Source organism: Neobacillus sp. YX16 (assembly GCF_030123505.1).
GTDB lineage: Bacteria > Bacillota > Bacilli > Bacillales > Cytobacillaceae > Neobacillus.
This window is the reverse complement of the sequence record NZ_CP126115.1, coordinates 4,031,636-4,054,740: the sequence shown is the minus strand read 5'-3', so window position 1 is coordinate 4,054,740 and position 23,105 is coordinate 4,031,636. Positions and strand designations below refer to the sequence as shown.

24 protein-coding genes are annotated in these 23,105 nt (G+C 38.2%); 22 read left to right on the top strand and 2 right to left on the bottom strand.

From position 1 onward, the window contains the following. Nucleotides 1–76: 76 nt before the first annotated feature. Nucleotides 77–328 (bottom strand): sigma-G-dependent sporulation-specific acid-soluble spore protein CsgA, encoded by a 252-nt coding sequence (locus QNH48_RS19820; protein WP_283951690.1) that lies wholly within the window; start codon nt 326–328, stop codon nt 77–79. A gap of 148 nt (nt 329–476) precedes the next feature. On the opposite strand from QNH48_RS19820, the gene pssA reads away from it, so the two are divergent. Both pssA and QNH48_RS19810 read left to right on the top strand, forming a co-directional pair. Beyond that, complete coding sequence (pssA, locus tag QNH48_RS19815) at nt 477–968, top strand: CDP-diacylglycerol--serine O-phosphatidyltransferase (protein ID WP_283951689.1); 492 nt, start codon at nt 477–479, stop codon at nt 966–968. A gap of 146 nt (nt 969–1,114) precedes the next feature. Then, nucleotides 1,115–1,384, top strand: coding sequence for a hypothetical protein (locus tag QNH48_RS19810; protein WP_283951688.1), 270 nt, complete (start codon nt 1,115–1,117; stop codon nt 1,382–1,384). A gap of 31 nt (nt 1,385–1,415) precedes the next feature. On the opposite strand, the gene QNH48_RS19805 is transcribed toward QNH48_RS19810, so the two are convergent. Beyond that, nucleotides 1,416–2,297: a VanW family protein gene (locus QNH48_RS19805; protein WP_283951687.1), complete on the bottom strand. Its 882-nt coding sequence runs from the start codon at nt 2,295–2,297 to the stop codon at nt 1,416–1,418. A gap of 216 nt (nt 2,298–2,513) precedes the next feature. On the opposite strand from QNH48_RS19805, the gene QNH48_RS19800 reads away from it, so the two are divergent. The 20 genes from QNH48_RS19800 to QNH48_RS19705 all read left to right on the top strand — a co-directional run bounded on the left by QNH48_RS19800 (nt 2,514) and on the right by QNH48_RS19705 (nt 23,100). Then, a complete protein-coding gene (locus QNH48_RS19800; protein ID WP_095251104.1) occupies nt 2,514–2,708 on the top strand; it encodes a hypothetical protein in 195 nt (64 codons plus the stop codon). 110 nt (nt 2,709–2,818) lie between these two features. Then, complete coding sequence (locus QNH48_RS19795) at nt 2,819–4,027, top strand: acyl-CoA dehydrogenase (protein WP_283951686.1); 1,209 nt, start codon at nt 2,819–2,821, stop codon at nt 4,025–4,027. A 106-nt stretch (nt 4,028–4,133) separates the two neighbouring features. After that, complete coding sequence (locus QNH48_RS19790) at nt 4,134–4,886, top strand: SDR family NAD(P)-dependent oxidoreductase (RefSeq protein ID WP_283951685.1); 753 nt, start codon at nt 4,134–4,136, stop codon at nt 4,884–4,886. Nucleotides 4,887–4,915: 29 nt separating this feature from the next. Then, a complete protein-coding gene (locus QNH48_RS19785; protein WP_283951684.1) occupies nt 4,916–6,529 on the top strand; it encodes a long-chain-fatty-acid--CoA ligase in 1,614 nt (537 codons plus the stop codon). A gap of 97 nt (nt 6,530–6,626) precedes the next feature. Continuing rightward, entirely contained in the window at nt 6,627–7,190 is a 564-nt protein-coding gene (locus tag QNH48_RS19780; protein ID WP_283951683.1) for a TetR/AcrR family transcriptional regulator, read from the top strand. 110 nt (nt 7,191–7,300) lie between these two features. Continuing rightward, nucleotides 7,301–8,374: a phosphotransferase family protein gene (locus QNH48_RS19775; protein WP_283951682.1), complete on the top strand. Its 1,074-nt coding sequence runs from the start codon at nt 7,301–7,303 to the stop codon at nt 8,372–8,374. A 362-nt stretch (nt 8,375–8,736) separates the two neighbouring features. Further along, nucleotides 8,737–9,516 (top strand): enoyl-CoA hydratase/isomerase family protein, encoded by a 780-nt coding sequence (locus QNH48_RS19770; protein WP_283951681.1) that lies wholly within the window; start codon nt 8,737–8,739, stop codon nt 9,514–9,516. Nucleotides 9,517–9,531: 15 nt separating this feature from the next. Further along, nucleotides 9,532–10,506: a quinone oxidoreductase family protein gene (locus tag QNH48_RS19765; protein WP_283951680.1), complete on the top strand. Its 975-nt coding sequence runs from the start codon at nt 9,532–9,534 to the stop codon at nt 10,504–10,506. A gap of 180 nt (nt 10,507–10,686) precedes the next feature. Beyond that, entirely contained in the window at nt 10,687–11,388 is a 702-nt protein-coding gene (locus QNH48_RS19760) for a response regulator transcription factor (protein ID WP_283951679.1), read from the top strand. Next, nucleotides 11,360–12,784, top strand: a complete 1,425-nt coding sequence (locus QNH48_RS19755) for a sensor histidine kinase (RefSeq protein WP_095251096.1) — start codon at nt 11,360–11,362, stop codon at nt 12,782–12,784. Before QNH48_RS19760 ends, QNH48_RS19755 begins: the two co-directional genes overlap by 29 nt. A gap of 166 nt (nt 12,785–12,950) precedes the next feature. After that, on the top strand, nt 12,951–14,372 hold the full coding sequence (locus QNH48_RS19750) for a S1C family serine protease (RefSeq protein ID WP_283951678.1): 1,422 nt from the start codon (nt 12,951–12,953) through the stop codon (nt 14,370–14,372). Between the two features lie 21 nt (nt 14,373–14,393). Then, nucleotides 14,394–15,287, top strand: a complete 894-nt coding sequence (locus QNH48_RS19745; RefSeq protein WP_283951677.1) for a peptidylprolyl isomerase — start codon at nt 14,394–14,396, stop codon at nt 15,285–15,287. Nucleotides 15,288–15,307: 20 nt separating this feature from the next. After that, on the top strand, nt 15,308–15,724 hold the full coding sequence (locus QNH48_RS19740; RefSeq protein ID WP_257009439.1) for a hypothetical protein: 417 nt from the start codon (nt 15,308–15,310) through the stop codon (nt 15,722–15,724). Between the two features lie 38 nt (nt 15,725–15,762). Beyond that, nucleotides 15,763–15,957, top strand: coding sequence for an RAxF-45 family protein (locus tag QNH48_RS19735; RefSeq protein ID WP_306453843.1), 195 nt, complete (start codon nt 15,763–15,765; stop codon nt 15,955–15,957). Nucleotides 15,958–16,101: 144 nt separating this feature from the next. Next, nucleotides 16,102–17,979 (top strand): ribosomal protection-like ABC-F family protein, encoded by a 1,878-nt coding sequence (gene abc-f, locus QNH48_RS19730; RefSeq protein ID WP_283951676.1) that lies wholly within the window; start codon nt 16,102–16,104, stop codon nt 17,977–17,979. A gap of 90 nt (nt 17,980–18,069) precedes the next feature. After that, nucleotides 18,070–19,062, top strand: coding sequence for an L-glyceraldehyde 3-phosphate reductase (gene mgrA, locus QNH48_RS19725; protein WP_283951675.1), 993 nt, complete (start codon nt 18,070–18,072; stop codon nt 19,060–19,062). A gap of 227 nt (nt 19,063–19,289) precedes the next feature. After that, nucleotides 19,290–20,588, top strand: a complete 1,299-nt coding sequence (locus QNH48_RS19720; RefSeq protein ID WP_283951674.1) for a Na+/H+ antiporter NhaC family protein — start codon at nt 19,290–19,292, stop codon at nt 20,586–20,588. An 85-nt stretch (nt 20,589–20,673) separates the two neighbouring features. Next, a complete protein-coding gene (locus QNH48_RS19715) occupies nt 20,674–21,249 on the top strand; it encodes a YitT family protein (RefSeq protein ID WP_283951673.1) in 576 nt (191 codons plus the stop codon). 53 nt (nt 21,250–21,302) lie between these two features. After that, nucleotides 21,303–21,806 (top strand): mismatch-specific DNA-glycosylase, encoded by a 504-nt coding sequence (locus QNH48_RS19710; RefSeq protein WP_283955827.1) that lies wholly within the window; start codon nt 21,303–21,305, stop codon nt 21,804–21,806. A gap of 601 nt (nt 21,807–22,407) precedes the next feature. Further along, nucleotides 22,408–23,100 (top strand): hypothetical protein, encoded by a 693-nt coding sequence (locus QNH48_RS19705; protein WP_283951672.1) that lies wholly within the window; start codon nt 22,408–22,410, stop codon nt 23,098–23,100. Nucleotides 23,101–23,105: the final 5 nt, after the last annotated feature.

Below are 23,105 nucleotides of genomic sequence, written 5' to 3'. Positions count from 1 at the left end.
TAGCTGCCTTTTTATTTATTTCCCAAAAGGGAGATGTTAGTTTCCAACTAACATCTCCCTTTTATGTGGCCAAAGTCTAAAATAGCAGTTCGAATACTTCATTTAATTCATGAGCCCTTTTTTTATCTTGCTCTTCCTTTGCATAATTAATTTCTTGAGGAAGCATTTCGTTTAAAAAGGCAATCTCCTTTTGGCTTAACTGTCTCACAAAATCACCTTCAGAACTAAACTTTCCTTCAGATAATTTGCGATATAATTGTTTCCCTTCAGAATGTTGATCACTGTAATTAGATAATATTTCACGTAAATAGCCCAATGTTTTATCCATTTAAGTCAACCATCCTTTCACATTTATCTTTTGACGAAATAGGATATATAATACCTGTCCTAGATTTAGATTCACTTTATTATAAATGGTGCAGACTATAGGAGAAATGATTGGGTCGGAAGGATTGTTCTAAAAAGGGGGGATCTGCTTGTTAAACCATTTGGTTAAAGCAGTACCAAATTTATTTACCATTGGGAACTTATTATCTGGTGTTTTTTCGATTACCTTTAATATGAATGGATATTTACAAATGGCAGCAATGTTTATATTCTTATCAGCAATATTTGACTTTTTTGATGGCCGCTTGGCAAGAAGGCTGAAAGTGAATAGTGAATTTGGAGTTGAATTGGATTCATTAGCTGATATTGTCAGTCTTGGGGTGGCACCCGCGCTATTATTTTACTCATTAGAACCATCATCACTTTTCACGACTATTGCATTTATGCTATTTCCAACGATGGGAGCATTACGCTTAGCGAAATTCAATGTAAAGCCAACCAGAGGTTACTTTATGGGTCTGCCAATTACGGCTGCTGGGCTGTTAATGGCTTGCATGGGAATTTTTCTATACAGTAATACATTCATAACCATACTCCTATCGATTCTTATGGTGAGCCCTATAAGAATCAAGAAGATATAACGTTTAGATAACCAAAATATTTACTGTAAACAAATAACATTTCACCAGTAGTTTCCCAATCATATTCTCACCTTAAATGTAAAGATTAAGCTAATGGAAGGGTCATTTTACTTTCCATTCTTACGTTAGAAAAAGGAGTGCTTTGGATGAGAAATAGGATAATGCCGTTTTTTAATATGTTTGGTAAGAAACGAAAGAGCAGGGGGGCCTTTTGGGCATCTCTACTTGGAGTCGGAATAAGTGCCGCCGTTTTTGGTCTTACAAGAGGAAAACGAAATAATATTGCAGTGCCTTTTCAAGATGTGGTCCAAAGCTTCACACCCAAAACTAACTTAAATGGCATGAGTAACACTGCACTAGCTGAATTCTCAGAAGAGTTATTAGCTAGTGCACTAAGAAATGATAAAAAAAATTGATAAAAAAAGTCCGCATATAATGCGGGCTTTTTCAAAGTGCAGGGAAGGGAACTTTCTTGGGCTTATATTCAATGACCTCTGAGGAATATAGTTTAATGACTAAAAGATTCCCAATTGTTCTAGCTTGGATTAAGATGGGTTGATTGTACATATTCTTAAATTCAAAATCAGGACCGTACCAGCTTACGGTTGCATCACGTCCGGGTGGAATATAGGGGACATGTCTGCTGTGAGAAAAACGTTGAACGATTTTCAGCCCTGCGTTATCTACGGCATTAAATAATGTTGAAGAAACCTGACATATTCCTCCGCCGATGTCTTCGGCATATTCACCTCTGACAATCACTTTAGCTTTTTCATATCCCTTCTCAGTTGTCCGCTTGCCTACTACAGCATTAAATGAAAATGTTTCACCAGGAAAAACGACATGATTATTAATTGCTTCAACTGCCAATTGAATATTGTGTGATCTCTTTTTATTCCTGGGATTAAAAGAAGTAATGTAACGGCCAATTCGAATATTGCGGATATCAGAAAGTAATTCACTATCCACTTTTGGATAAACAGGATACATAGGTATTTCTAATGTTGATTTGTTCTGTCCAAAAAAAAAGGAATAGAAGCTTTCTGTAAAAGCTTGTCGATTAACGCTCAGACCAACCTGCTCAGGAATAATATTTCCATGCTGATCCAGCTTTGCATTTTTTGGTATCACAGATAACTGTTTTTCTAAATGATTTAACAGTTCATTATATTTTTTTGCATCCAAAATAAAGTGACTGGGATTACCTACAGCGTAATCTTCTCTATTTATTGTAGAAATAGGTTTTCCTTCTCTTGTTATTTCCAAACCCGCTTGAGGTGTTATTTGCTGAATCATAAATAAAAAAGTAAATAACCATGTAAGACTCATATAGCACAAACCTCCCTCATGATAATTTGAGGCAAAATTTGTATTTTTATGTAAGAAACTAACCTAAATATTTTTTTACTGTGAATTTACATACAAGCGTCACTCTTTTTTATGTCTGATTGAAAAAAAGTGTAGAAAAATAGTATATAATCAAGTAATAACACGAATTTCGCAAAGTGCTAGCAGTTTGCTATATAAATGATAGGAGTGTCTCCCTTGGCTGAAAACGGAAGAATACAATTAAATGTAAGGATCTCAAAAGAAACCTCTGACAAACTGGACGAAATTGTTGAATACTATCAAGAAAACCTTAAATTAGGCAGAGTATATAAAGGTGATGTACTAACTGATATCATAGAAAAATCACATGAATTAATGAAAAAGCAAAAAATGGGTATAAAGAGATACTAAATTATTGATTTGTTAGAATATTTAGAAATAAATTTGAATATTTAATATTTGGAGGTATAATAGTAATTGTGGCATACCAACTGGTTAGTATGTATGAAAGGGTGAAGTGAATGGAATTTTTATATTCTGCTAAAGTGAAAGAGTTACAGACAAAGCTGACAAGCTTCATGGAAGAAAACGTATATCCGAATGAAAAAGTGTATGAGCAGCAATTAAACGAGCTCGAAAATCGGTGGAGTGCTGTCCCTCAGGTAATGGAGGACTTAAAGGACAAAGCTAAGGCTGCTGGTCTCTGGAACTTTTTTCTACCAGAAAGTGAATATGGAGCAGGTTTAACGAACTTAGAATATGCTCCGCTTTGCGAAATTATGGGGCGCTCGATGATTGGTCCTGAAGTGTTTAACTGCAGTGCACCTGATACTGGTAATATGGAAGTAATTGTTCGCTATGGTAAAGAGGACCAGAAGGAAAAATGGCTTAAACCACTACTATCAGGGGAAATTCGTTCTTGCTTTTCCATGACTGAACCGGCGGTAGCTTCATCCGATGCAACAAATATTGAAGCAAGCATTGTAAGAGATGGTGATGAGTATATCATAAATGGACGTAAATGGTGGTCATCTGGCGCTGGAGATCCTAGATGTAAAATTGCGATTGTAATGGGGAAAACAGATTTTAATGCAAACCGTCATGAACAGCAGTCGATGATTCTTGTACCTCTTGATTCCCCAGGGGTGACAATTGAAAGGATGCTGCCTGTTTTCGGTTATGATCATGCTCCGCATGGACATGCTGAAATTTCTTATGAAAATGTGAGAGTTCCTGCAGAAAATATTCTGTGGGGTGAAGGTAAAGGATTTGCGATAGCACAAGGAAGATTAGGACCTGGAAGAATTCATCACTGTATGAGATTGATTGGTGCAGCGGAGCGTGCTCTTGAACTTTTATGTAAGCGAGTTCAAGAACGTGAAGCCTTTGGAAGACCACTTTCAAGTCAAGGGGTTATTAAGGAATGGATTGCTGATTCAAGGATTGAAATTGAACAAGCAAGATTATTGACGCTAAAGGCAGCATATATGATGGATACTGTTGGAAACAAAGAGGCGAAAACAGAGATTGCTATGATTAAAGTGGTGGCACCTAACATGGCTTTACGTGTGATTGACAGGGCGATTCAAGCTTTTGGGGGTGCAGGTGTATCTGATGATTTTCCACTTGCAGCAATGTGGGCGAACTCTAGGACTCTGAGACTTGCAGACGGTCCAGATGAAGTGCACCGTGCTCAGATAGCGAAGCTTGAATTAAGAAAATATCAATGAAATAAATAATAAAAAAGTTCGATATGTAGATGAAGGTATCTCAAGAAAGCTGTCGAAAGAAATGGTAGAAAAGATTGAGAGATTAGGAGAAAGGCGGTGAAGTACCTTGAAATTGAAAGGAAAAATTGCCATTGTAACCGGCGGGGGTTCTGGGATTGGGCGCTCAACAGCGATTCGCTTTGCGAAAGAAGGGGCAAAGGTGGCTGTTTGTGACCTGGATTCACTTAGCGGGAATGAAACTGTCAGCCTGATTCAAGAACCTGGTGGTGAGGCTATTTTTATCAAAACAGATGTGAAGGACTCCAATCAGGTAAAAGATCTTATTAAGAACACAATAAATACTTTTGGTGGATTGCATATTTTGGTTAACAATGCTGGAATCGGCCATTCAGAGGTAAGAAGTGTTGATCTTTCAGAGGAAGAATGGGATCACGTAATTGATATCAATTTAAAAGGTGTATTCCTTGGAATAAAATATGCTATACCTGAAATGAAAAAATCAGGCGGCGGTGCGATTATTAATACTTCTAGTTTACTAGGATTAAAGGGTAAAAAATATCAAGCTGCTTATAATGCCTCAAAAGCAGGTGTAGTACTTCTAACACAAAATGCAGCACTTGAGTATGGCAAATACAATATCCGTGTGAATGCCATTGCTCCTGGGGTTATTGATACAAAAATTATCGATGTCTGGAAGCAGGATGAGAGAAGATGGCCGTTTATATCGAAGGCTAATGCTCTGGGTAGAATTGGAACTCCTGATGAAGTGGCAAATGCTATTTTCTTCTTAGCTTCAGATGAAGCATCGTTTATTACAGGTGCAACGCTGTCCGTTGATGGTGGAGGACTTACTTTTTAACCTTAATTGATAATTTTGGAGGGAAAAGAATGGCTGAAAAGAAGATAGGAATGGCACAATATCCAGACTCGATTTCATCAACAATCTTAAATCCTGAAAAAAATCTAGTTGAAATACTTCAAGAGACAACCGCAAAATACCCTGCAAATAATGCACTATCCTTTTATGAAAGAAAAATAACCTATCAGCAATTACTAGGACTATCTCAAGGATTTACTTCTGCACTTCAGCAAAATCAAGTTCAAAAGGGAGAACGTGTGGCACTAATGCTTCCGAACTGCCCGCAATATGTCATTTCTTATTATGGCACGTTAGGTGCAGGGGCAATTGTGACTCAAGTAAATCCTATGAGTGTCGAGCGAGAGCTTGAATATATCCTGAATGACTCTGGAGCGGAAACTATTGTAGTCATGGATGCTTTCTATCCGAGAGTAAAAAGTGTTCAGTTAAGGACTAGCTTAAAAAATATTATTGTCGTCAGCCTGCAGCCATCTGGACAAGATTTCACCCCAGATTGCAGCTTTGAACAATTCTTAGCAACTGGCAATGGGCAGGTAACTCCTGTAAATATTGAATTGGAGCATGATATTGCTGTTCTCCAATATACAGGCGGCACAACAGGGAAGTCTAAGGGAGCGATGTTGACTCATGAAAACATCGTTGCAAACGTCCTCCAATCCTATGAATTTTTCAAGCACGAATTTGAATTAGGAAAAGATCGCTGTTTAACGGTCATTCCTCTATTCCATGTATTTGGAATGACAGCTTGTATGAACTTAACCATTTTTACTGGCGGGGAATCGATAATGCTTCCACGTTTTGATTTAGAGGAAGTATTAAATACAATCAGGCATGAACAGCCTACTACTTTCCCAGGGGTTCCAACCATGTACGTGGCAATTACTAATCATCCACGTGCTGAGGAGTTCGGGTTGAATAGTATTAAAACCTGCAATAGCGGCAGTGCCCCTATGCCGGTAGAACTTCTCCGTGAATTTGAAAGAAAAACAGGAGCAAAAATTTTGGAAGGCTATGGACTTTCCGAAGCGTCTCCAACCACACACTGCAACCCGCCTTTTGCAGACCGTAAGCCAGGAAGTGTAGGCATTGGGATGCCATCTACAGAATATAAGATTGTAGATGTGGGCAGTGGTTTAGAAGAAGTTCCAGTTGGGGAATTAGGTGAAGTGATTATTAAAGGCCCGCAAATTATGAAAGGTTACTGGAATATGCCGGAAGAAACAGCCAATACATTAAGAGATGGCTGGCTCTATACTGGGGATATAGCAAAAGTCGATGAAGATGGTTATTTATATATCGTTGACCGAAAAAAGGATTTAATTATTGCGAGCGGTTTCAATATTTATCCTCGAGATATTGAAGAAGTGCTTTATGAGCATCCAGCTGTTCAAGAAGCCGTAGTCATTGGTGTTCCTGATGTATACCGTGGAGAAGATGTAAAGGCTTTTGTCGTTTTAAAGGCTGGCCTAACACTTACAGAAGACGAAGTAATTCAATATTGTAAGCAAAATATGGCAGCTTATAAGGTTCCAAGAAGTGTTGAGTTTCGTGAGCAATTGCCTAAGACACAGGTCGGTAAAATTCTTCGTCGTGCCTTACGAGAGGAATCAGTTAAGAACTAAAAAGACTAACCATTTTCTGCGTATTGTCCGTGATTGTTGATAAAAGGAATATGATATAATTTCACTAGACCTATTACAGATTGCGAGGACATAAGCGGTGAAAGATAAATTAACAGAGCATAGTATCCGATTGTTTGAGAAAAAGGGGTTTAAGGAAACGTCTATTCAGGACATTGTGGATTCTATAGGTGTAACAAAGGGGACCTTTTATTATTATTTTTCTAGTAAAGAAGAACTCTTAATGGACATTAATCTTGGATACATTAATTACTTACTAGAAAAACAAAGAGAAATTTTAGCGGATAACAGGAGCTACAAAGAGAAGCTGTTCGAAATTGTTTACTTGCTGATAGGTAATATTAAAACACAAGGATATGCTGCTAAAATCTTCTTTAGAGAAATGAAAAATCTAAATGAAGAAAGACTTGCCTTAATCGTACCTAAACGGGATGAATTCCGATTAAATGTTGAGAAAATACTGATCGATGGAATTGAGAAGGGGGAGTTCAGAGGAGACTTAAATGCGCATATCGTTACCTTTGGTATTCTAGGTGCATCTAATTGGAGCTATCAATGGTTTAATCCAAATGGAGAATCTACTGATCGAGAAGTGGCAGAGATTTTTGTTGAAATGATATTAGAGGGAATTCAAGCAAATTAAAAATAAATGGAGGGTTTTTTCTAACAGCTAAACTCTCCTTTCGCTATTGCCCTACTATCCGGCCAGAATGTGCAGAAGAGACTGAATTTTTTGAGAAAAGGAGGGTTTCTATGCCTCATCAAATAAGTAAAGATACCATTCCAGTCCGAAAAGGGGAGGAATTAGATTTAACTGTGTTGGAAAAATTTTTACGCAGCAATATTGAAAACCTGCCAAATAGCCCCTTAGAACTTCTGCAATTTTCCGCGGGTCATTCTAATTTAACGTATCAAATAAAAGTAGGCGAATGGGAAGCTGTTTTACGACGTCCGCCATTAGGACCACTTGCACCTAAAGCACACGATATGGAAAGAGAATTTATAATTATCTCTGAGCTTCATCCTGTCTTTTCTGTCACCCCGAAACCAATCCTGTTTTCCGAGCAGGAGGAGATTGTTGGAAGTCCCTTTTTTATCATGGAACGGAAAAACGGTATGGTCATTGACACTTCTTTTCCGGAGGAAATTTCAGTAACAAAAGAGCTATGTCAACAATTATCAGAGGTAATGGTAAATAAATTAGTGGAACTTCACGGGATTAATTATAAAGATACTGGCCTTGGAGCGATTAGTAAACCAAAGGGTTTCACAGAAAGACAGGTTTATAGCTGGATAGGACGCTATGAAAGAGCGAAAACGGATGAAATCGCTGCGGTTGAATCCTTGAAAAAATGGCTGGCAGGTAATATACCGGTTCAACAAACATCTGCTGTCATTCACTATGACTACAAATTTAATAATGCGATGTTTAATGAAAGCCTTTCGGAAATGGTGGGGCTATTTGATTGGGAAATGACAACAGTAGGTGATCCGCTTGCAGATCTTGGAGTGGCCATGAGCTATTGGAATCAAGCTGATGATCCGGAGGATTTAAAAAAAGGGCTAGGAAAAGCTCCTGTAACGGTAAATGATGGATTCTATACAAGAAAGCAATTTATTGAGCTTTATGCGAAGAAAAGCGGCCGAGATGTAACCAATATGAACTTTTATTTAACCTTTGCCTACTTTAAACTAGCTGTCATTTGTCAACAAATTTACTATCGATATAAAAAAGGTCAAACCAATGATCTTCGGTTTGCTCATTTCAATTATAAAGCAAAAATGCTAATAGAACATGCTGCTAGTGTTGCTTCTGGAGAGTTGTAGGAGGTAATAACTTGGGTAGGCAGCGCGGATAGCGGAATTTACTGGCGGATAACGAGATTTACTGGCGGATAGCGAGATTTACTGGCGGATAGCGGAATTTACTGGCGGATAACGAGATTTACTGGCGGATAACGAGATTTACTGGCGGATAGCGAGATTTACTGGCGGATAGCGAGATTTACTAGCGGATAACGAGATTTACTGGCGGATAGCGAGATTTACTAGCGGATAACGAGATTTACTGGCGGATAGCAGGATTTACTGGCGGATAGCGGAATTTACTGGCGGATAACGAGATTTACTGGCGGATAGTGAGATTTACTTGCGGATAGCAAGCCAGAAGATAAGGGAGGAAGATTTTATTGAAGAATAATGACTTATTAGTTGAAAAGCTAGGACCAGTTTTGTCCTTAACATTGAACCGTCCAGAGACTTTGAATGCATTTAGTTCGGATATGATTCTAGGATTGAAAGCCGCACTTCATGAAGCAAAAAATGATCTTGATGTACAGGTAATTGTTTTGTCCGGGTCTGGCCGCGCTTTTAGTGCTGGCGGTGATGTGAAAACAATGGGACAGGCTGATGGGAATCAAACCTATGAACACATAGGTAAATTAAATGAGCTCATTCTATTAATGAAGGATGTAGAAAAACCGATTATCGCTTCTGTACATGGCTTTGCGGCAGGGGCTGGTTTCAATTTAGCGTTAGCGTGTGACATGATTGTTGCGGCTGAGGATAGTAAATTTGCCCTTAGCTTCTCGAAGGTAGGTCTCGTATCTGATGGTGGAGGGTCTTATTTCCTTCCGAAGCTAATTGGACCACACCTAGCCAAGCAGTTTTTCTTTAGTGCAGAACCCATCCCTGCAAAGCGTCTCTACCAATTAGGCGTGATTAATGCTTTATTCTCATTAGAGAGACTCCAAGAGGAAACAACGAAAATAGCGCTGAATTTAGCGCAGGGCCCTGGAAAAGCATTTGGTAAACAAAAGAAATTAGTAGACCATTCCTTCAACGCAACACTCGAAGAAATCCTTGAAGAAGAGCGGCTTACACAAGTTTTAATGGTTCAAACAGAAGACCATAAGGAAGGCGTCGCTGCCTTTAAGGAAAAAAGAAATCCAGTATATAAAGGCAGGTAGAAAGGGAGTTTTTACATGAAAGCAGTTCAATTACAAAAATTTGGCGGACCTGAAGTATTAGAGATTATTGAGATTGATAGACCCGTTCCAACAGGGCGTGAGGTACTAATTGAAATAAAAGCAATTGGCGTCAATTATGCAGATACAGCAAGAAGAGAGGGACAATATGTCGTTAAAACCCCTCTTCCATTTATTCCAGGAGCTGAAATTGCTGGAGTGGTTACAGCTGTCGGCGAAAAAGTAACCGGTGTTAAGCCGGGGATGAGGGCTGTTACGCTAATCGAATCAGGAGGATATTCAGAATTTGCGCTTGCTGACGAGCGCTCACTGATTCCGATTCCTGAGCAATTAGACTTTCAGAATGCTGCAGCATTACCGCTCCAAGGGTTAAGTGCCTATCATGTTTTAAAAACGATGGGACGTTTGGAGAAAGGGGAAACTGTTCTTATTCACGCAGCCGCTGGTGGTGTTGGAACTCTTTCTGTACAATTAGCTAAGCTGTTTGGTGCTGGGAAAATCATTGCAACCGCAAGCTCTCCTGAAAAATTAGAACTAGCCCGCAAAATGGGTGCAGATGTCCTGATTAACTACAGTGAATCAAACTGGGTAGAACAGGTTCTTGAAGCAACTGGCGGCAAAGGAGTAGATGTTGCACTTGAGATGGTTGGCGGCGATGTTTTCAATAAAACATTAAAATGTCTAGCCACCTTTGGCCGACTTGTTGTATTTGGTGCAGCAAGCGGAGAGCAGAGCAGAATGTATCCGTCTTCACTGATGGCTCGAAATCAGTCTGTTATCGGCTTTTTCCTGCCGCAGATAATGAGAAAACCTGAGTTGCTGCAGACTAGTTTAGTAGAATTACTTACCTATCTTGGGGAAGGAAAACTAAAGCTTACGATTGGCGGCGTGTTCCCGTTAGTGGAAGCGGCAAATGTACATGTGTTATTACAATCAAGAAAAACGACAGGGAAGTTAATATTAGAACCATAAATCTTTCACAAGTAAGTATTTTGAGGTCTGGACATATTTCCAGGCCTCTTTTTCGCGGGTATATTAACAAACTATGAACAAATTATTAAATAGCCGGGAAGTTTTTGCGATATAGTTGATATGAGACAAAAATCGTATAAACTGAAGAAAAGAAGTGATTTTGCTAGGAGTTGACGGATTTTGAAAATACTCGTGATTGAAGATAATACAAGTGTGTGTTCGATGATAGAAATGTTTTTTGCAAAGGAAGGAATTGAAGGTACCTTTGTCAATGATGGACTTGAAGGATACAATACATTCAAAACAGGAACATGGGATGCTTTGATTGTCGATTGGATGCTGCCAGGAATGGAGGGAGTAACCATTTGCCGGAAAATTAGAGAGGAAAAATATACGGTGCCAATTATTATGCTGACTGCGAAGGATACAGAGTCAGATCAAGTCCTCGGTCTTGAAATGGGAGCAGATGACTATGTGACCAAGCCTTTTAGCCCGCTTACTCTTATGGCAAGAATCAAAGCGGTCACACGCAGATATCAAACGCAAGTGAGTGCTCAAGCTGAGGATTTCCTACAGACGGAACATTTTAAAATTAGTAAAAATACCCGTGAAGTGCTTGTTAATGGGGTACCAATTACAAATCTTACGCCAAAAGAGTTTGATCTCTTATATTATATGGTGGAACATCCACGGCAGGTTTTTTCGAGAGAACAGCTGCTTGAACGGGTTTGGGGATATCAATTTTACGGTGATGAACGGACAGTAGATGTTCATATTAAGCGACTGCGAAAAAAAGTAGAAACTGCATCCCAGCCATTCTTTCACACTGTATGGGGGGTAGGTTATAAGTTTGATGAGTCGATTCAAACAGATAAGAATTAAATATTTTTCTCAACAGTTTATCAGCCACATTAGTATAATTATTGTCGCATTTCTTGTCTTAAGTCTATTGTTTGCTCACTATGTCGGTAACTTGGTTTATGAGAATAAAGCAGACGAATTGATTTCTTATGGTGAAGCCATCATTTCTGATATTGAACGGAATCCAATCGCAACGGATCAGATAATCAACCAATACAGCAATGTATTACGTTCGAGAAAAATTAGTTTTAGTATGTTTGATCAAGAGGCCAATCTTTATGCTGTCGGTAGAAACGGGCCTGCCATCGAGTTGAAACCTTCAGAGTGGGAGAAGATTACAGATGGTAAAACCATCATTGTTCAGAGCGATTATAAACGATTTGATCAAGACGGTGTGACCTTTGTTGTTTTACCCTATATAGATAATCGCGACAGGTTTGTGGGTGGGATATTGTTAACCTCGCCCATCAGTGGGTCAAGTGTAATGATCCGTCAAGTGAATCAATTTTTAATTTATACCATCCTCATTGCATTAGGTGTTTCATTTTTACTCAGCTGGCTTCTTTCAAAAATTCATGTGAACCGGATTAAACGGCTCCGAGAAGCGACTTCGCTTGTATCAGCTGGAGATTATCATGTACACGTACCGTCCTCTAATTTTGATGAAATTGGTGAGTTAGCAAATGACTTTAACCATATGGTGAAAAAATTAAACCATTCGATGGAGGAAATTGACGCACTGGAGAATCGTAGACGTCAATTCATGGCCGATGTTTCTCATGAAATGCGGACGCCGTTAACCACCATAAGCGGGGTTATTGAAGGCTTGAAAAATGACATGATTCCTGAAGAGGATCGGGATCGTGGTATCAATTTAGTGAGTCATGAAGCAAAACGACTCATGCGACTTGTCAATGAAAACCTTGATTATGAAAAAATCCGCTCGAATCAAATTCAGTTATTTAGGGAAGATATACAGTTGTTTGAACTATTAGAAATTATCCAAGAGCAGTTAACCGTACAGGCTGCAGAGAAAAATGTACAAATCATCGTTGATGCGGACGAAGAGGTGATGGTTAATGCTGACTATGACCGTCTTGTTCAAATATTAATTAATATTACCAAGAACAGCATCCAATTTACTTCAGATGGTACGATTTGGCTTAGAGGAAGAAAAGAAAAGCAAAATACAATTATTGAAGTAGAAGACACTGGTATTGGCATAGACCCAAGTGAAGTCGAAAATATATGGCGTCGTTTTTACAAAGCAGATATTTCTAGAACGAGTAATCCTTATGGGGCATTTGGTCTAGGTCTATCGATTGTAAAGCAGTTGGTGCTTCTTCATAATGGAGAGATTGATGTACAAAGTGAAAAAGGAAAAGGTACAAAATTTACTATTACCTTCAAACAGTAGGCAGCAGGGAAATTCCTGCTGTTTTTATTTTTTTAAATATCCGACTTTTTTCTTAATAATTTCCAATTCCCGTTATAGTTTGTTAACAATTTTTTCATAATTATGGGCTAAATTATAAGTAAGATAATTAATTACACAAATTTTAGTGTAAAGGAGAAGAACGTGTATGAATTACAAAGATGAATTCGAAAAAGAGAATGAGAAAAATCTTCAAAATACATCAGACGAAATTTCAGATGTTTATGATAACAAAAACAATCCGGAAGAAGAACCAGAGACACAGTATGTAGAAGAAAACGTACTTACAGATAACGAGCCAGTAGGAAGAGCGGAGGAATTGGAAGTAGAGAAAAACGAAGAAGAAATAGTGACTGAACAACCTACAAAACGTGTAGAGTTTAAAAACAATACAAAGAAAAAGAGAAAGAAGGTAAAAGGTTTTGCCTCGATGGTAGCAGCAGGTGTGGTGGGATCTGTGTTGACATTGACCGTTCTCCCATACACCAATTACTTGGATAATTTCCAACAAGCTGATGAAAAACAAACCATAGGTATTTCCCAGCAAAACGCAAATTCAGAAGTGAATACCGTAACGGCACAGCCAACATCTGCAAAGTCTTCCTCTTCCATTGCAGATACTGTAGAGCAGCTGTCAAAAACGATAGTTGGAATTGTCAATTATCAACAGCGTCAAAGCCAAGGATTTTATGGGAAAAGTTCATCTCAAAATGTTGAGAGTGGTACAGGCTCAGGGGTTATTTTTCAAAAGAATAATGATATTGCCTACATTGTAACCAATAACCACGTTGTGGAGGGTGCTACTAAACTAGAGGTATCGTTATATAACGGAGAAAAGGTAAGTGCAGAAATTGTTGGAACGGATGCCTTAACGGATTTAGCAGTTTTGAAAATTGATAGTAAACACGTTGAGGCCATTGCACAGTTTGGTGATTCTTCCACACTAAGGCCAGGTGACCAAGTATATGCAATCGGAAACCCGCTTGGACTTGATTTTGCTAGAACGGTAACCGAAGGAATAGTGAGTGCAATCAATAGGAGTATCGCGGTTTCTACCTCTGCAGGAAATTGGGAAACAAATGTCATTCAAACAGATGCTGCGATTAATCCAGGAAATAGTGGCGGTGCGTTAATTAACCCTGAAGGTTTAGTGATAGGAATCAATAGCTTGAAAATTTCTGAAAGCGGAGTAGAAGGGTTGGGCTTCGCAATTCCAAGTAATGACCTTCTTCCAATTGTGAATGAATTAATTGAGGACGGAAAGGTAGAGAGACCATATCTTGGTGTGGGACTTGCTGATTTAACAGAAGTGCCGCAATTATATTGGGAGAACCTTCCTGAAAGTGTCAAAGAAGGGGTAATGATTACAGCGGTTGAACCAAACTCCGCAGCAGCTAATGGTGGTTTAGAAGCACAGGATGTGATTGTTACCATGAATGGTACAAAAATCGCCAACTCCTCAGAATTAAGAAAATTTTTGTATTCTGATGTAAAAATTGGCGATGTAGTTAAATTTGAAGTATATCGTGATGGAAAGCTTACCACAGTGAACGTTAAGCTAGCGAAATAACCTAAGGGAGCAAATAATAGAATGGTTTTTATCAAGCAAAATAAGAAATTAGTTTTCGTTATAGGAGTACTCATACTCGCAATAGGTGTTTTTCTAAGCTTAGCGTTATCAAACGATAAAGCAATTGCAAAAATTAATGGTGATGCTATCAGTAAAGATGAATTGTATAATGTGATGGTGAAGCAATATGGAGCTGCAACGGTGGAACAATTGATAGCTGATAAAATTGTTGCCTCTGAAGCTAAAAAACAAAACATAACGATTTCAGATGAAGAATTGAATAAAGAAGTGGACAAATTAAAGGAGTCTTATGGCGGAGAGGAAGCTTTTGAACAGGTACTGGCTTCAAATAATACCACCGTCGATGTTCTAAAAGAAGATCTTAAAAACTATTTGACCATGCGTAAATTAATTGAACCACAAATAGAAATTACTGATGAAGAGTTAAAGACTTATTTTGATGAAAATAAAGATTCTCTTGGTGAAGCAGAACAAGTAAAAGCAAGCCATATTCTAATTAAAGATGAAGCAACTGCTAAAGAAATTAAACAAAAGCTAGCGGATGGAGCCGATTTTGCAGAATTAGCAAAGGAATACTCAACGGATGAAGGTTCCAAGGAAAATGGTGGAGAGCTTGGATTTTTCCCTAGAGGTACAATGGTAACAGAATTTGAAGATGTAGCTTTTTCGCTTCCAATAAATGAAATCAGTGAGCCAGTAAAATCTGATTATGGGTATCATATTATTAAGGTTGAAGAGAAAAAGGAAGCAAAAGAGGCAAATTTTGATGATAGTAAGGCTGCAATAAAAGAAACATTAATAGATGAAAAAATGGAATCAGAGTACACTACTTGGCTTGAAGGAAAGAAAAAAGATTATGATATTGAGAATAGCCTTGAAAGTGTTGTAGGATAACTCTTCATTAAGAGGTGAGAATGATGAATCAGGTCGGAAGATATGCGGCTAGTGAAGAAGTAGATGGCCTCGAACTGATGAAAATGGTCATGGAACTACCTGAAAAAGACAAAATGCTCATGTGGTCTCAAGGGTATATCGATCTCGTAGTTGAAAAAATGCCTGAATACGCTCGTGATATTTTGGAGAATCGAAAGGAAAAATGGGAGGATACAAAGGCATTTTACCTCGATCAGATTGAAGAAATACTTAATGATGAGGAATTTAAAAGACAAGCAAAGGGCAAACGGAAGGAGTTTGCCCTTTTTGTCATGGAGCATTATCGTGATCTCCAGTCCCTATTGTTTGCAGCTTATGATGGAAAAATAACCGAAGAAGACGTACGAAAATTTGTCTATAGGAGACGGTTTGGCGGAAGGAAAAAGTATCTTCATTAGTTAAAACCTTTCTAATTGTCTGAATAAATAGGCTTGCAATGATGGCTAGAACTATTTACAATAGAATTATCTTTAAGTTGAAACGGAGGTGTAAGGAGATGGTTCGTTCTATTTTTGTACGTGTACAGTGGCTTGAAGCGTTATATTTGTGCCGTGCAATTTTTCATGAAGTAGTTTTTAAAGGGGGGAGTCTGTCCTTTTTTCAAAATTACAAAATGAATATAGAACGATAAACACATCTCTTTACCCATTATTAAAATAGGTGAAAAGAGGGTGCCTTTTTAGCACTCTTTTTTCATGCCAATTTTTCGGTGCGGGTATCTATAGATGCCTGCATTTTTTATGTAAAGCGAGTGTTCAATAAAAGGAGAATGAACATGATCGTATGTAGTGTTAATCATATAGCAAAATCATTTGGCGGAAATATTATCTTTGAAAATTTATCCTTTGAAGTCCATGAAGGAAATCGTGTGGGTTTGGTTGGACGGAACGGCAGCGGGAAAACCACATTGTTAAAGATGCTTGCTAATCAAGAATCAGTTGATGGTGGAGCGATTCATTGGAAAAAGGGATTGAAGATCGGCTACCTTGCCCAAATTCCGGATTATAAGGACTTAACCGTAAAAGAAGTATTAAAAACTGCCTTTGTGCAATTAGTAGAAACAGAAACAAAACTTCAGCAATTAGAATTTGAAATGGGGCAAGAACTGACCCCTGCCTATTTACAAAGGCTTATGGATCAATACGGAAAACTTCAGGATGATTTCATTCTAAACGGCGGCTATGAAATGGATGCACAAATGGACATGGTTTCCCATGGTTTAAATATCACCGACCTGGTTAATAAACCTTTTTCACTCTTAAGTGGTGGTGAAAAGACGAAGGTTGGACTCGCGTTAAGCTTATTAATGAAACCTGAACTACTGTTATTAGATGAGCCGACAAACCATTTAGACTTAATGGCAATAGAGTGGCTTGGCACATTTCTAAAGGAATATTCAGGGACGATTATTCTTATTTCGCATGACCGCTACTTTTTAGATGAGGTCGTAGCAAAAGTTCTTGATATGGAGGATGGCGAAATTGAGCTTTACCATACAAATTTTAGCGGGTTTGTAAAAGAGAAGGAAGAGCGATTGCTAAGGGAGTTTCAGGAATATCAGGAGCAGCAGCGAAAAATCAAAAAAATGAAGGAGGCAATTAAGCGCCTTCGTGAATGGGCCGATCGGGCCAATCCACCAAGTGCTGCCCTTCATAAAAGGGCTACGAATATGCAGAGGGCACTGGATCGGATGGAGAAACTCGACCGTCCAAAGCTTGATGTGAAAAAAATGGCGATTGATTTTGAAGCCAATGACCGGAGCGGAAAGGATGTCATCAAATTAGAGGATGTCTCGAAAAACTTTGGCAGCAGGAAACTTTTTGAAAATGTAAATATGCTTGTTCAATACAAGGATCGGACTGCGATTGTTGGTGAAAACGGAACGGGAAAATCAACGTTGTTAAAAATGATTCTAGGTGATTGTGATAGCGATAAGGGAACTGTAAAGGTAGGGAGTAATGTAAAAATCGGCTATTTATCTCAGCATGTGTTTCATACCATTGGAGAGGAACGGGTAATTGATGTATTCCGGTCTGAAGTAATCGTTAACGAGGGGAAAGCAAGACATATTCTAGCACGATTTTTATTTTACGGACCAGCGGTATTTCGAAAAGTCAATCAATTGAGCGGCGGAGAAAGAATGCGATTGCGTCTTGCTCAGCTTATGTATCAGGATATTAATCTCCTAGTGCTAGATGAACCGACAAACCACCTTGATATTGATTCATGTGATGTTTTAGAAGAGGCATTAGAACAATTTAACGGCACCATTTTGGCCGTTTCTCATGACCGTTATTTTCTCAATAAATTGTTTAATAAAGTATATTGGCTCAAGGACGAAACTGTTTACTTCTTTGATGGAAACTATGACTGGGCAAAAGGAAAATTAAACACAGTAAAGGTTTCTCAACCAGCAACACCTGAAAAAATAGCACCAATAAAGAATGCTAAGCCTTTAAAAGCAGCAGCGGTCCCTAACAAGGCTATCGAGATTGAACAAAAGCTTGAGGAGTTAGAAGAGCTAATTCACACATTGAAGCAGAAGATGGAATCAGGGATTGATTTGGAAATGCTTCAAAAACAATACACCGAATTAGAGCAGCTGGAAATAGAACGGGAACATTTATATAAACAACTAGATGATGTCGTTTAAGTCTACTATCAATCCTCAAGAGAAGTTATCTCTTGGGGAATTTTTTGTTAGCGTTTATAATGGAAATGAGAGCAAAAAAGGAGGAATAAAATGGTTTATTTAGCGGATGAGTCTCGATATGGAACAATGAAATACAATAGAAGCGGTAGGTCGGGCTTACAATTGTCAGCAATATCATTAGGGCTATGGCATAATTTTGGCGGTGTTGATACATATGAGAATGGCCGTTCAATGCTTAGAAGAGCATTTGATTTAGGGATTACTCACTTTGACCTTGCAAACAATTACGGGCCGCCGCCTGGGTCCGCAGAAGAAATGTTCGGCAAAATGATAAAAAGTGATTTTGCACCTTACCGAGATGAGATGATTGTTTCTACGAAAGCTGGTTATACAATGTGGCCCGGACCGTACGGGGACTGGGGTTCAAGAAAATATCTTGTTTCCAGTTTAGATCAAAGCTTAAATCGAATGGGTTTAGACTATGTTGATATATTTTATTCTCACCGTCCAGACCCGAATACTCCACTTGAAGAAACGATGGGCGCACTAGATTCAATTGTCCGCCAAGGTAAAGCCCTGTATGTTGGTATTTCAAACTATAGTGCAGAACAAACCGAGGAAGCGGTGAAAATCTTAAATAGATTAGGAACTCCACTTGTTATCCATCAACCAAGCTATTCAATGCTAAATCGCTGGATAGAGGATGGATTGCAGGATGTACTGCAAGAAAATGGAGTAGGTTCGATTGCATTTTGTCCACTAGCGCAGGGCTTGTTAACGAATAAATATTTAAACGGAATCCCAACCGATTCTCGAGCGGCAAAAACACAAAGCTTTTTAAGTAAAGATCAAGTGACAGAAAATATAGTAAAACGAGTGAAAAAGCTGAATGAAGTTGCGGGTGAACGCGGACAAAACCTAGCACAGATGTCTCTTGCGTGGGTTCTTAGGGGAGGAAGGGTAACATCCGCATTAATCGGTGCTAGCAGGGTTAGTCAGATAGAAGAGAATGTGGCTGCTTTGAAAAACCTTTCCTTCACTGAGGAAGAATTAAATAGGATTGAGGATATCTTAAAAAGTTAAAACGGCGAAGTTCTGTCCCCATGATTAGCCTCTTGTTGGACGATTCAAACTGCATTGATTCTATCGGCCAACAGGAGAAGAATGTGAAAATATTTATAACACCTATTAATTCGAATGGAGCCGTATTTCTCGGCTCTAATTTTTTTGCTTTTCCAAAGATAAAGCAATCATTATAATTAGATTTATTAAAAAAGTAAGGTTGGGCCTTCAAAATGAAAAGATTCTCAATGAAACAATTAATTCTTCTACTTACCGTTACATTAACGGGGGTTATATGGTCCGTTATATTTCATCAGCCACTCGTCAAAGGGTTTTTGCCAGGTTTTATTATTTTAGTCTATCTTTCAAAACAGAATAAGCAGGGTGTCAAACAAATTCTATTGATAAGTATAAGAGGAGTTTATAAGACTAGGGTTGTAATTATAATTCTATTCCTAGTTAGTTTTTTACTCCCTTCCTGGTATCTTTCAGGGACGATTGAACAAATGGTGAAAATCGCACTTCATTTCATTAATCCGCATTTTTTCTATGTTTTAACATTTGTCGCTGCGATGGTCTTTTCTATGCTGCTTGGAACAACGGTTGGGACTCTTAGTGCGATTGGTATTCCGATATTGGGGACAGCCGTGGTATTAAATTTGCAGCCCGAGATTGTTGCAGGAGCATTGGTCTCAGGGGCGTTTGTCGGGGACAGAACCTCACCATTTTCGAGTGCTCATCAGCTGCTAGCACATACAATCGAATTACCTGTAAAGAAACAATGGAATGCAATGTTATTTACTACATTCATCGCTGTAGGAGTGTCAATTCTTTTTTACGGAAGTTTCGATTTCTTTTCTGAAGTAACAGTACCTGCTTCAGAACATTTACGATGGAGTGATCTATCGTTGATAAAGTTTATACCGCCCATCATTTTACTTCTTTTAGTTCTGTTCCGAGTTAGTATTATTTATGCTTTTCTAACAAGTATTATTTCCGCTGGTATCCTATCGTTGTTTGAAGGAGTTTCATTAGTGGAAATTGCACACGCTTTTTGGAATGGAATCGAAGGTCTAGGCGGGGGTTTTCTTCATATGTACGAACTATTGCTGTTTCTTGCCTTAGCGGGTGCCTATAATGGTCTATTGGAAGAATTGAACGTCATTCAACCTTATCTTGATAAATGGCTTCAGAGTTCAACTTCATTAACAGGAGACACGATTAAAACCTTGCTAGCCACTCTAGTAATAAGTTTTATTGCCGCTAATCAAACACTGCCGATTATCCTGACGGGAAGGTCCTTCTTACCTCATTGGTCAAGTAAATATGGGAAAGTAGAATTGGCAAGAGTGATGGGGGATACGACCATGCTCTTCCCGGGGATGGTGCCTTGGAGTGTGTTGGCAATTATGTGCAGTACCATAGTCGGAATTCCAATCTTGGAGTATTTGCCCTATGCATTATTTTTATGGCTTTTACCTTTTTTGACGGTTATGGTTTCCTTGTTCAAACATGTCCGAAAATCAAAAAGTATAGCAACTGCTTAACGTAAGGTGCCTTTTTGTTAAGAATGAACTCCCTTGTAATCACATATAAGTGGTTATATAGAACATTGGACAAGGGATGGGAATCATGCTTAAAAAATTAGCGGTTATCGGATTTGGAAGTACGATGATTGGAGTTGGGGTGAACGGATTTATATTGCCGTTCCATCTTATTAATGGAGGGATGTTTGGAATCAGTATTTTATTCAACTATATATGGCATTTTAGTATTGGATTGACGTTTGTTTTATTGAATATTCCTGTTTACTTACTAGCGTATAAGTCTGATATTAACTATTTTACTTATGGATTGATTGGGGCTTTTTTCTCAGGCTTCATGATTGAAATCTTAGTGCCTTTAAAAAATGTATTTCATTTACCCATTATCTCATCTGTGATTATCGGCGGTACTATCGTCGGTATTGGTGTAGGGACGATGTTGAGAAATCAGATAAGCCCAGGCGGAATGGATCTACTGGCTTTACTGTTTGCAAAATGGACAAAGGTTAACGTAGGGATTATTGCTTATGCTATTGATACTGTAATTATTATGTCGAGTCTACTGTTGCTTCGGGAGCCTAGATTACTATATTCGTTATTAATTGTTTCGATTGTTGGATTACTAGCAACAGCCTTCACCTCGGTGGGGCATTATGAAAAGTGAAGATGGTTTAGGAAAATAGGGTCATTAATGTTTTTTGAATAGAGGTTACTATGTTGAAGTTAGTAAATGATCATATAAAAGAGAGTTTGAAGATTTTATTCGTGGGATTTAATCCTAGTATTCGTTCAAGTGAAACGGGGCATCACTTTGCCAATCCTAATAACCGGTTTTGGCGCATCTTACATGATGCAGGTTTGACTCCTCGGAAATTCGATGCGTCTGAAGATGCCAAACTATTAGATTTGGGAATGGGGATTACGAATATTGTGGCAAGACCCACAAAGGCTGCAGATGAAATTACAAAAGAAGAATACAAAGAGGGCAAAGAAATACTCAGGAATAAAATTGAGCTGCTAAAGCCGAGGGTGGTTTGTTTCGTTGGGAAGGGAGTCTATCAGGAATATAGTGGCATGAAAAGTGTTCCGTGGGGGAGGCAGGAGAAACCAGTCGTCCCTGGAACAATTGATTTTGTCGCACCATCGTCCAGTGGCTTAGTAAGAATGAAAGTGGAAGAAATCGTAGAAATTTATCTTGGACTTAAGGAAATAATAGAGTGATTTTAAGAATTTTATATATAAATTTCGATATATCAGCTTTAAATGAAATATATCAGCCTTAGACCATATGCGCGGAAAAACCGGACCAAGCCAAGAAACTGGCGGCCCCGATTTTATTATCTAATCTCTTACATTTGTATTGGTAATCAATATCTACATCTACTTTGGTTAATGGCTTGTCCAGGTCAATATTACCATATTTTAGGAGTTAGGAAATGCCTATACATGTGACCTAGATTAGGTTTTTCAATAGTAATTGCTCTAATTTTTCCATTTTGCCGTACCTCCTGGTACCACAACACAGCAAACTTCGTAAGGCTACAGTGTGCCTAGTATATATTTCTTAATTTCTAGAAAGTATAACTGTTTCTGACAATTAACTGATGTATGTTTTGGCAGTAAGTTAAATAATCTTTATGAAACTCATTACTTAAGGTAGAATTAATGAATAAATTTGAGATTAAACTACAAAATTCCTAACTTATTTTTATTTATAAACAATTCGAGTATAAGGTGAACATATGATGAAAAAAGGTTTAACGATTTATAAAGACAATGAGTTACTTGCACAGTTTCCGACAATTAAAAGGCAGCTCATTTTATGAAAGCTGAACTAGGACGAGAACGAATTCCCTGGTCAATTATCAATAAGGGAATTCATGAAAACATCAGCTATACACACACAAATGGTGCCGTTTACAGAATTAATCAATTGAGTGAACAAGTGAATGGTTATAGACCTAAAAGAGAGCTAACACAGGAAGACGTAAAATTAACACCTAAAAAAAGTAAATTTTCTAGATTAGAGTTCATTGAATTTATAAGCCGACATTTAGAACAAATCATTCATTTAAAGCTTAAAATAAGCGACCAACGTTTGAAGCAACACCATTTAAGTCCCAAAGGGTTAGGAGATGATTTGTATTTCCTAACAGAGAGCTATCATCGTCAGAATCGCTTATTTAATGGCAAATACAGTATGACCGACTTTATTACACCACAAGCTCTACTCAAACTGCAACAAAAAGAAAAGGTAAAACTAATTTTTGAACACATGATACCGAAAAATCTCTATTTAAATAGGCTAGTGAATAAAGCACAACAGGGAATTTTGACTTATGATGAAATATATAATGTGCTGATGAAATATTACTATACTTGTACTGTGACAGAGGATGAAGACAACTCTTTACCTCCATCAAAAATGCAGGATGGATGGGATCGTCAAAACGCTTTCTATCGCTATCAATTAGCTGAGATTGAATTTATTGAAAATCCAAAAACGTTTTGGTGAAATAT

What these genes read in the sequence shown, in the direction of transcription:
- QNH48_RS19820 (WP_283951690.1), bottom strand. Translation starts at nt 328, where the DNA reads ATGGATAAAACATTGGGCTATTTACGTGAAATATTATCTAATTACAGT.
- QNH48_RS19810 (WP_283951688.1), top strand. Translation starts at nt 1,115, where the DNA reads ATGAGAAATAGGATAATGCCGTTTTTTAATATGTTTGGTAAGAAACGA.
- QNH48_RS19805 (WP_283951687.1), bottom strand. Translation starts at nt 2,297, where the DNA reads ATGAGTCTTACATGGTTATTTACTTTTTTATTTATGATTCAGCAAATA.
- QNH48_RS19795 (WP_283951686.1), top strand. Translation starts at nt 2,819, where the DNA reads ATGGAATTTTTATATTCTGCTAAAGTGAAAGAGTTACAGACAAAGCTG.
- QNH48_RS19785 (WP_283951684.1), top strand. Translation starts at nt 4,916, where the DNA reads ATGGCTGAAAAGAAGATAGGAATGGCACAATATCCAGACTCGATTTCA.
- QNH48_RS19775 (WP_283951682.1), top strand. Translation starts at nt 7,301, where the DNA reads ATGCCTCATCAAATAAGTAAAGATACCATTCCAGTCCGAAAAGGGGAG.
- QNH48_RS19765 (WP_283951680.1), top strand. Translation starts at nt 9,532, where the DNA reads ATGAAAGCAGTTCAATTACAAAAATTTGGCGGACCTGAAGTATTAGAG.
- QNH48_RS19755 (WP_095251096.1), top strand. Translation starts at nt 11,360, where the DNA reads ATGAGTCGATTCAAACAGATAAGAATTAAATATTTTTCTCAACAGTTT.
- QNH48_RS19750 (WP_283951678.1), top strand. Translation starts at nt 12,951, where the DNA reads ATGAATTACAAAGATGAATTCGAAAAAGAGAATGAGAAAAATCTTCAA.
- QNH48_RS19745 (WP_283951677.1), top strand. Translation starts at nt 14,394, where the DNA reads ATGGTTTTTATCAAGCAAAATAAGAAATTAGTTTTCGTTATAGGAGTA.
- QNH48_RS19740 (WP_257009439.1), top strand. Translation starts at nt 15,308, where the DNA reads ATGATGAATCAGGTCGGAAGATATGCGGCTAGTGAAGAAGTAGATGGC.
- QNH48_RS19735 (WP_306453843.1), top strand. Translation starts at nt 15,763, where the DNA reads ATGATGGCTAGAACTATTTACAATAGAATTATCTTTAAGTTGAAACGG.
- abc-f (WP_283951676.1), top strand. Translation starts at nt 16,102, where the DNA reads ATGATCGTATGTAGTGTTAATCATATAGCAAAATCATTTGGCGGAAAT.
- mgrA (WP_283951675.1), top strand. Translation starts at nt 18,070, where the DNA reads ATGGTTTATTTAGCGGATGAGTCTCGATATGGAACAATGAAATACAAT.
- QNH48_RS19720 (WP_283951674.1), top strand. Translation starts at nt 19,290, where the DNA reads ATGAAACAATTAATTCTTCTACTTACCGTTACATTAACGGGGGTTATA.
- QNH48_RS19715 (WP_283951673.1), top strand. Translation starts at nt 20,674, where the DNA reads ATGCTTAAAAAATTAGCGGTTATCGGATTTGGAAGTACGATGATTGGA.
- QNH48_RS19705 (WP_283951672.1), top strand. Translation starts at nt 22,408, where the DNA reads ATGAAAGCTGAACTAGGACGAGAACGAATTCCCTGGTCAATTATCAAT.